At 33.3% G+C, this 8,688-nt stretch carries 3 protein-coding genes and 1 pseudogene; 2 read left to right on the plus strand and 2 right to left on the minus strand.

The genetic code is table 11. From position 1 onward, the window contains the following. The first annotated feature begins 292 nt into the window (after positions 1 to 292). The gene (locus DIU01_RS08770; RefSeq protein ID WP_290833574.1) at positions 293 to 5,326 is read left to right on the plus strand and encodes a LamG-like jellyroll fold domain-containing protein; all 5,034 of its coding nucleotides are present in this window, start codon (positions 293 to 295) and stop codon (positions 5,324 to 5,326) included. Positions 5,327 to 5,399: 73 nt separating this feature from the next. On the opposite strand, the gene hisS is transcribed toward DIU01_RS08770, so the two are convergent. After that, positions 5,400 to 6,758, minus strand: coding sequence for a histidine--tRNA ligase (gene hisS / locus DIU01_RS08775; RefSeq protein ID WP_290833576.1), 1,359 nt, complete (start codon positions 6,756 to 6,758; stop codon positions 5,400 to 5,402). A 289-nt stretch (positions 6,759 to 7,047) separates the two neighbouring features. On the opposite strand from hisS, the gene DIU01_RS08780 reads away from it, so the two are divergent. Next, the gene (locus DIU01_RS08780; RefSeq protein ID WP_290833578.1) at positions 7,048 to 8,292 is read left to right on the plus strand and encodes an ABC transporter permease; all 1,245 of its coding nucleotides are present in this window, start codon (positions 7,048 to 7,050) and stop codon (positions 8,290 to 8,292) included. A 26-nt stretch (positions 8,293 to 8,318) separates the two neighbouring features. Here DIU01_RS08780 and DIU01_RS08785 read toward each other — a convergent pair. Next, positions 8,319 to 8,688 (minus strand): annotated as a pseudogene (locus DIU01_RS08785) (protein-(glutamine-N5) methyltransferase, release factor-specific); the annotation flags it as partial.

Raw genomic sequence — 8,688 nt, forward strand, 5'->3', positions numbered from 1 at the left:
GCTTTCTTTTTTTATTGTATCTCGAAATTTTTAGTTACCAAACATATAATTTTCGTTCATAGGTTTTTGCTCAATACAAAAATCAAACCTTATTAATTATTAAATATATTAATTCAAAACAAACTATTTGTAAGATTTATACTTATTAAAATGTCATAAAAGTGTATTTCATCGATTATTTTATACACTTTGTCGATTTATTTAATTTTCATTCTATATTTGTAGTGTCAAATTAATTACGATGATTTTCTCATCTGATAAAAAAAATAAGAATAACTAAACCCCAAGAGTTATGAAAAAAATTATACTATTTACAATGCTAACATTAGCATTATTTTTAACAAGTAGTTCCAATGCGCAACAAATTGATGTATATGGCAATGGAAACTTGATAAATGATAATGGAACTAATTCTCCTAGTTTAATAAACTTAACCAATTTTGGATCAACTAATGAAAGTGCAGGTGTTATTACAAAAATTTTTACAATTACAAATAACGCATTATTAATAAATCTCACAGTTGGATCAATCACTATTGGTGGTCCAAACGCTGCAGATTTCTCTGTTGTAACTCAACCAGCATCACCAGTTGGATTTTTGGGCGGAAGTACAACTTTCTCAATAAGTTTTAATCCAACTGCATTAGGTCTAAGAACAGCAACTGTTTCATTCTCAACAAATGTTGGCGGTAAAAATCCATACAATTTTAACATTAGTGGAACAGGAACTAGCTTTCCTTCTCAAAGCTATACATTATACTATGAAAACTTTGATGCAAATAATGGTGGATGGACAACGGCAACGTCTGGCGGAAGCACTTGGACGCATACAACTACACCTTTTAATGGTGAAGGTAGTTATTGGAGATTAGGAAATAATTATGCCAATAACACATCATCTGTATTAGTATCTCCAACAATAAACACTACAGGTTACAACAACATAAGAGTATCATTGGATTTAAGAGTTGGCACAAACGATAATGATGACGGAATGCAAATTCAGTATAGTACAAATGGTGGATTAACATGGGATGTTCTTGGAAATTATCAAGAAACTGTAACGTGGTATTCAAACACGAATGTATCAACGTTAGGTGGCGGTTCGTATTCATTAGGCAGTCAGCGAGGTTTTTCAGGAACAATAAATACAGGAGTGGCTGGATTCAATGATTTTGTTGAGCGTTCAACTCAAACTAATGATTTAGACAATAAAAACAATATTGTTTTTAGAGTATTATTCAAATCTGATGGAAGCACAAACTCTTCAGGAGTTGCAATTGATAACTTTTTTGTAAAAGGAGATCCAATAACACCTTTTACAACAAATCCTTTCAATCCAGGTAATGTAGGAACTAATTTAAAACTGTGGCTAAAAGCAAATGCAGGTACAAGCACTACAACAGATGGTGTTGCTTTATCACAATGGGATGACCAAGCTATAGATAATGATGCAATCGGTATTGGAGCTACAAGACCAATTTTTAGAGATGGTACTAGAAATATAAATTTTAACCCAATTATAGATTTTACTATTGCGAACGCAACATCAATGCGCGGAAAAGGTGGTTTTCATGCTCAAGACTATTTTGTAGTTGTTAAATCAAATAATACAATTGATAGCGCCTCACCTACAAGACAAGCTCCATTATCTGGTAGAACTTCTGTTAGCAGCTTTCATTTGGATGGAACAGCATTTGCATTAGGAAATTTTACAGCCAGATACAAAAATGAATTAGTTTCACATAGCATTAGCTCAGTTCCACAAGCACCATCTACAAACTCTTATGGTAGAGCATATGCAACTACAACTGAAACTTATGTACAAGAAACTACAATTTATAATGTAAAAACAAATACTGCAGGAACATCTACAGAAATTTATAAAAACGGAAAAAGAATTGACAATTATGCTGGCGAATCGGTTGGAGTAGATCAAGTTACAGTTACAGGTATATTAAATTTTTCAGAATTTAATAATATTCAATATAATCTTGGAACTGGAAGATTCTCATTAAACGGAAACATATCCTCTTACCTTGATGGTAAACTTGCCGAAATTATATCGTATTCTGAAGTAAAATCAGATACTGAAAAAAAGAAAATTGAATCGTATTTAGCAATAAAAAATGGAGTGACTTTACATGCTTCAAACAGTATTACAGCAACAAATCTAGGAGATACAGATTACCTCGATTCTAGTGGTGCTGTTACTTGGAGTACTCTAGCTAACACAGGTTTTAATTATGATATTGCAGGTATTGGTCGTGATGATAATACACAATTAAATCAAAAACAATCTAAAAGTGAAAACCCAAATACAGTTTTAACAATTGGTCTTGGAGATATAACAGCAACAAACAACTTAAATCCTAACAACTTTTCAACTGACAGAAATTTTCTAGTTTGGGGTTCAAACGGAGCAAACATGAACAACTCTGGAGTTAATTTAGCCATTGATTTGGGACCAACAACAATAACTACAATTACAGAAGTTGTAAACAGAAGATGGAAAGTTAACGAAGTAAATGGTGATGTAGCTACAACAAGAGTCGCTGTTCCTACCTCTGCATTCACAAGCGGTCTTCCTGCCTTAGGCCCAACAGATGCTTATGTAATGGTTGTGGCAACTAATGCTGCTTTTACAACTGGATTAGAAACTGTTTTTATGTCAACAGTTGGTTCAAACGAAACCTGTTTGTATGACTTTGACGGAACAAAATACATAACGTTTGGGGTAGCGCATCGCGCTGTAAATCCGTTACATATAACTCTTGACGGTATTGATGACTTTGTTAGAATTGACAATGTTAATGAATTACCTGCTAATTTCACAGTAATGACTTGGGTTAGACCAAATGGCGCTAACACTTTGGGCGATGAAAGAACAATCTTGTCTAAAAAAGCAGCAGCAGGAAACGGTTACCAAATAGTTTTACAAAATGACAATAGAGTTAGATTTGAATGGTATAATGGTGGAGGAACTTTAAGAACAGCAATTACAACAACAGCACTACCAAACGGTATCTGGCATAATATTGCTTACACTTATTCAGCAAACACATTATCGATTTACATTGATGGAGTCCTTGAAAAAACTGCAGCAATGAATGGTGCACCAGGAACTTCGTCAGGTATGTTTAGTATTGGTGGTCAATATATCAATAAAACTACGATAAATAATTTATTTAGAGGTGATATTGACGAACTTAGAATGTGGAGCAGAGTATTAACTGCAACAGAAATTCGTTTCATTCTTAACCAAGAAATTTTACAAAACGGAACAGGTACAATTGGAACAGTAATTCCATCAACTGTCACAAAAAATGATATTTCTGGATTGCTTTGGAATAATTTATTTGCTTATTATTCAATGAATTCATACATCGGAACTCACTTAGATGACGACTCTATAAATGTAAATAGAGGAAGTTTAGTAATTCCAGATAAAATTTCTATCAATCCGCAAACGGCTCCAATGCCATATGAAAGTAATACTAACGGAAGTTGGGCTTTAAATTCTGTTTGGAGAAATGGAACAATTCAAGACGTGCCATACAGCTTATCAATCATTAATGGAACAACACCTATTGCTTGGAATATTGTAAGAACAGATCACAATGTAACTTCAAATGGTAACAAAGAACTTTTAGGACTTTTAGTTGATGCAAATACGATAAGCGCAACTAATAATAGTAAAATCGAAATTTCTCACTACTTAAAATTAGACGGAAAAATTGATTTAGTAGATAGATCGCAACTTGTTCAAATCACAAATAGTGACTTAGATCCAACAAGTGCTGGTTCTATCGAAAGAGACCAACAAGGAACTAAAAATGTTTTTAATTACAACTATTGGTCATCACCAGTTGGAGCAATTAACAGCACTACTAACAACAATGCTTACACTGTTTCTGGCGTAATGAAAGATGGTACAACAACAACGCCTCAAAATATTACTTGGACAAGTGCTCTAAGCGGAAGCCCAACAAACCCAATTACATTAAGTAGTTACTGGATTTTTAAATTCCAAAATCTTACACCAATGTATGCAAACTGGACGTCTGTTGGTACAACAGGATTGTTAAATGCAGGTCAAGGATATACTTTAAAAGGTAGTGGCGCAATGGGTCCAACTCAAAATTTCACTTTCGTAGGTAAACCGAATAACGGAACTATTACAAGTGCGATTGCTCCAAACAATTTAAATTTAAGTGGAAACCCTTATGCTTCTGCAATTGATGCCACGCAATTTATAACAGATAATGCTGCGTCTACAACAGGAACTATTTATTTCTGGGAACACGCACCAAATAACACAACACACGTTACTTCAGGTTATCAAGGAGGTTATTCTGCAAGAAACTTAACCGGAGGCGTTCCGCCAGTTGCTCCTTCTGGAATCACTGGATTAGGAATGAGCGTAAAAATTCCAAACCGATATATTCCTGTTGGACAAGGATTTTTTGTAACAGGTTCTGCCGCTGGAGGTACAATAACTTTCAATAACGGACAACGATTATTCGTTAGGGAAGATCATGCTTCTTCTAACTATATGTTTAAAAACAATGCAACTGCAACTTTAGCTGTAAATCATTTTGACAATAATATGGAAGATGAAGTAGCTGAAGATACGTTCAAAAAAGTACGCTTAGGATATAAATCGGCTGATAATTTTTACAAACAAGCTCTTTTAGGTTTCATGGAATCTAATGCAACTGAGGCAATCGATTTTGGTTACGATGCTGTAAATATCGATAGTCAAGCAAACGATTTATACTTCATTACTAACAATGTAAACCTAAACATTCAAGGTGTTGGTAATTTTAATCAAAATGCCATCTACCCTATCGGAATCAAAAATAATGTGGCTGGTAACGTAACATTCCAAATTGATGAAATTCTAAAATTTGATAACAGCTTTCAAGCATTTATCCATGATAACCTAACTGGAATTTATCATAATGTTAGAAACATTCCAGCAGTTATAAATGTACCACAAGGAACAATTAATAATCGTTTTTCATTAAGATTCCTAAATAATAGTACAGCTCTTGGTAACGAAAGCTTTGATTTATCTGACGGAATTCTAGTTGCCTATACAAATACAAATAGCATTTTAAATATCAAAAATTACGTGGTTGATACCACTGTCGAATCAGTAGCACTTTTTAATTTATTAGGACAAGCAGTTGGAACTTGGGATGTTGAAAACCAAAATCAACAAGACATTCAATTGCCAATTACTAAATTAAGTACTGGAACTTACATTGTAAAAGTAATAACAGACAAAGGTGATACAAGCAGAAAAATCATTATTAAATAGGGTTTAAATAATTGATTTGACACCGAAAAGCCACGCAATTGCGTGGCTTTTCAAGTTTATATAAGTATGGGTTTTATTGTAATTCTATAATTAATTCTTCTAAGCTAACCGCTGTTTGATTGCCCGATAAAATATTTTTTAAAGTAAATTTTCCGTCAACAATCTCTTTTACAACATAAGGTATATTGCGTCTTTCTGCATGTTTAAACTGCTTATCAATTTTAGCATTATCAGGATACAATTCCGATTTAATATTCTTCGAACGCAATTCAGTTATGGCTTTCATTGCTTCAAATGCCTGGCTTTCGCCAAAATTTAAAAACATAACTTTAGTCGATGTAGTAACAGTTTCTGGAAATAAATTCAGTTCTTCAAGTACCAAATAAATTCGATCCAATCCAAACGAAATTCCAACGCCTGACATATTTTTCAATCCGAAAATTCCAGTCAAATCATCATATCTTCCGCCTCCGCCAATGCTTCCCATGGCAACTGTTTTTGGAGCCGACACTTCAAATATTGCTCCGGTATAATAATTCAATCCGCGAGCTAGAGTTACATCCAAATCTAAATTTGCTTTAAGCAAACCTAATTTTGAAACCGTCTCACAAATAAATCGCAATTCTTCAATGCCTTTTTTTCCTTCTTCTGATGAATCTAGCAAAATTGAAAGTTTATCAATTTTCTCAGAAATTGTTCCTGTAAAATTAAATAACGGTTGTACTTTTTCTAGAGCGACTTCCGAAATTCCTTTTTCAATCATTTCCTTTTTTACGCCATCCTCACCTATTTTATCAAGTTTGTCCAACGCAACTGTAAAATCAATTAATTTATCCGACGCACCAATAACCTCAGCAATTCCAGATAATATTTTTCTATTATTAATTTTAATGGTCACACCTTCCAAACATAATTCTGTAAAAACTGAATCGTACAATTGTACCAACTCAACTTCTTGCCATAATGAAGTCGAACCAACTACATCGGCATCACATTGATAAAATTCTCTAAAACGTCCTTTTTGTGGTCTATCAGCACGCCAAACGGGTTGAATTTGATACCTTTTAAACGGAAACTCAATCTCATTTTGGTGTTGCACAACGTATCTAGCAAACGGAACAGTTAAATCATAACGCAATGCTTTTTCAGAGATTTTTCCAGTTAGTTGTTTGTAGTTTATAGTTTGTAGTTCTTCTGTTGGAACTTTATCCAAATAATCACCACTATTCAATATCTTAAAAATAAGTCGATCGCCTTCTTCACCATATTTTCCCATCAACGTATCCGAATTTTCAAAACTTGGCGTTTCAATCGGTTGAAAACCATACTTTTCAAAATGTTTACGCATTATCGAAATAATATAATTGCGTTTAGAAACCTCAATAGGTGAAAAATCTCTTGTGCCTTTTGGAATACTTGGTTTAGATGCCATTTTAAATATTAGATATTTGATATTTGATATTAGATATGTAGGTATAAATTTTCAGATAGTACTTTAGTTATTAATATTAAATCTAATATCTAAAGTCTGACATCTAAAATTACTTTACAAATATCACACTTTCTAAAACATTTTTAAACATTTTCTTTTAGATTTGATTTTTAAATTTACTCATAATTATTGAACTATTTTCTTTTAAACTTTTAAACCACTAAACTTTTAGACAAAATTAAACTAGTATTTTGTAACAAAAAGTGTATTTTAGTGTCAAATTAGCACTATGGTAAGTTTATTCAAAGAAAATGTCAAGATAGCTTTTAGTTCAATTCGAACTCAATTGCTTCGTACTGTGCTCACAGTGTTTATTATTGCTATTGGAATTTGGGCTTTGGTCGGAATTCTAACTGTGGTTTCTGCATTAGAAAACACATTGAACTCTAATTTTGCTTCAATGGGTTCGAATACTTTTAATATAAATCAATACGAATCCACAACTCGAAATCGTGGTGGTGGCGAAGCCGAAAAGATAAATCCGATTATTTCTTATCCAGAAGCTAAAGCGTATAAAGACAAATATGAGTATCCGTTAACGCGTACATCATTGTCTTTTGTGGCGACTTCAACTGCCGAAGTAAAATTTGAAAACGAAAAAAGCGATCCAGAAATTACTATTGTTGGTGTTGATGAATTTTTCACTACCAATTCGGGAATCGAAATAACCGATGGGCGTAATTTCAACACTTTTGATATTACCAACAATGCCTATGTATGCTTAGTTGGAAGCGATTTTGTAAACAAAGGTTTATTAAAAGACATCAATCCGATAGATAAAATCTTAACGGTTCGTGGTGCCAAATTCAAAGTTATTGGAGTTTTAAAAGAACAAGGTTCTACTTTTGGAAATAACGAAGATTTACGAATTTTGATTCCGATACAAGTTGCTCGTTCAATATTTTCTGCTCCAAATATCAATTATACCGTAAGTACAATGGTTGATGATAAAGAAATGCTCGAAAAAGCAGTCGATCACGCAACGTTAACCATGCGACAAATTAGAAAATTAAATCCAGTAGAAGAAAATAATTTCGGAATTTCACGAAGCGACGATTTAGTGCAGCGAATTGCCGATATGACTGGAGTTTTAAGTATTTCTGCTTGGGTAATCGGAATCATTACAATCCTTGGTTCGTCGATTGCATTAATGAACATTATGATTGTTTCTGTAACCGAAAGAACACGTGAAATTGGTGTAAGAAAATCGCTTGGAGCCAAAAAATCTACTATTGCATGGCAATTTTTTGTAGAGACATTAATTATTGGTCAATTTGGTGGAATTCTAGGAATCATTCTCGGAACGTTAACCGGATATTTCATCGCATTAGGATTAGAATTTGATTTCGTAATTCCGTGGAGCGCAATGATGGCTGCAGTAATTACAACGTTTATTGTAGCAGTAGTTTCTGGTTCTTATCCAGCGTTGAAAGCATCTAAACTTGATCCTATTGAAGCGTTGCGATACGAATAACCAGTATTCAGTCTCAGTGTTCTGTCTCAGAGTTCTGTCTCAGAGTTCTGTTTGCACGAAATCATTCGGTCATTTCCATAAATATCTTTTTTAAGAATTACTTCTTTAAAACCTAAATTTTCCAATAATTCAACCGTTTCTTTGCCTAAATATTGATTGATTTCAAAATACAATCTTCCATTTTCAGATAGATTTTTCTTGGCTAATTCTGCTATTTTTCTATAAAAAAGTAAGGCATCGTTATCATCAACAAACAAAGCTAGATGAGGTTCAAATTCCAAAACATTGGGTTTGATTTCAGCTTTTTCAAGATTTCTAACATACGGCGGATTTGAAACTATAATGTCAAACTTGGTTTCGAGTTTCGAGTTTCGAGTTTCGAGTTCACTTAAATCA

The sequence above is a fragment of the Flavobacterium sp. genome (assembly GCF_003525665.1).
GTDB lineage: Bacteria > Bacteroidota > Bacteroidia > Flavobacteriales > Flavobacteriaceae > Flavobacterium.

Excerpts from the sequence above, each read along its gene's own strand:
- hisS (WP_290833576.1), bottom strand. The coding sequence starts at position 6,758 with ATGGCATCTAAACCAAGTATTCCAAAAGGCACAAGAGATTTTTCACCT.
- DIU01_RS08780 (WP_290833578.1), top strand. The coding sequence starts at position 7,048 with ATGGTAAGTTTATTCAAAGAAAATGTCAAGATAGCTTTTAGTTCAATT.
- DIU01_RS08770 (WP_290833574.1), top strand. The coding sequence starts at position 293 with ATGAAAAAAATTATACTATTTACAATGCTAACATTAGCATTATTTTTA.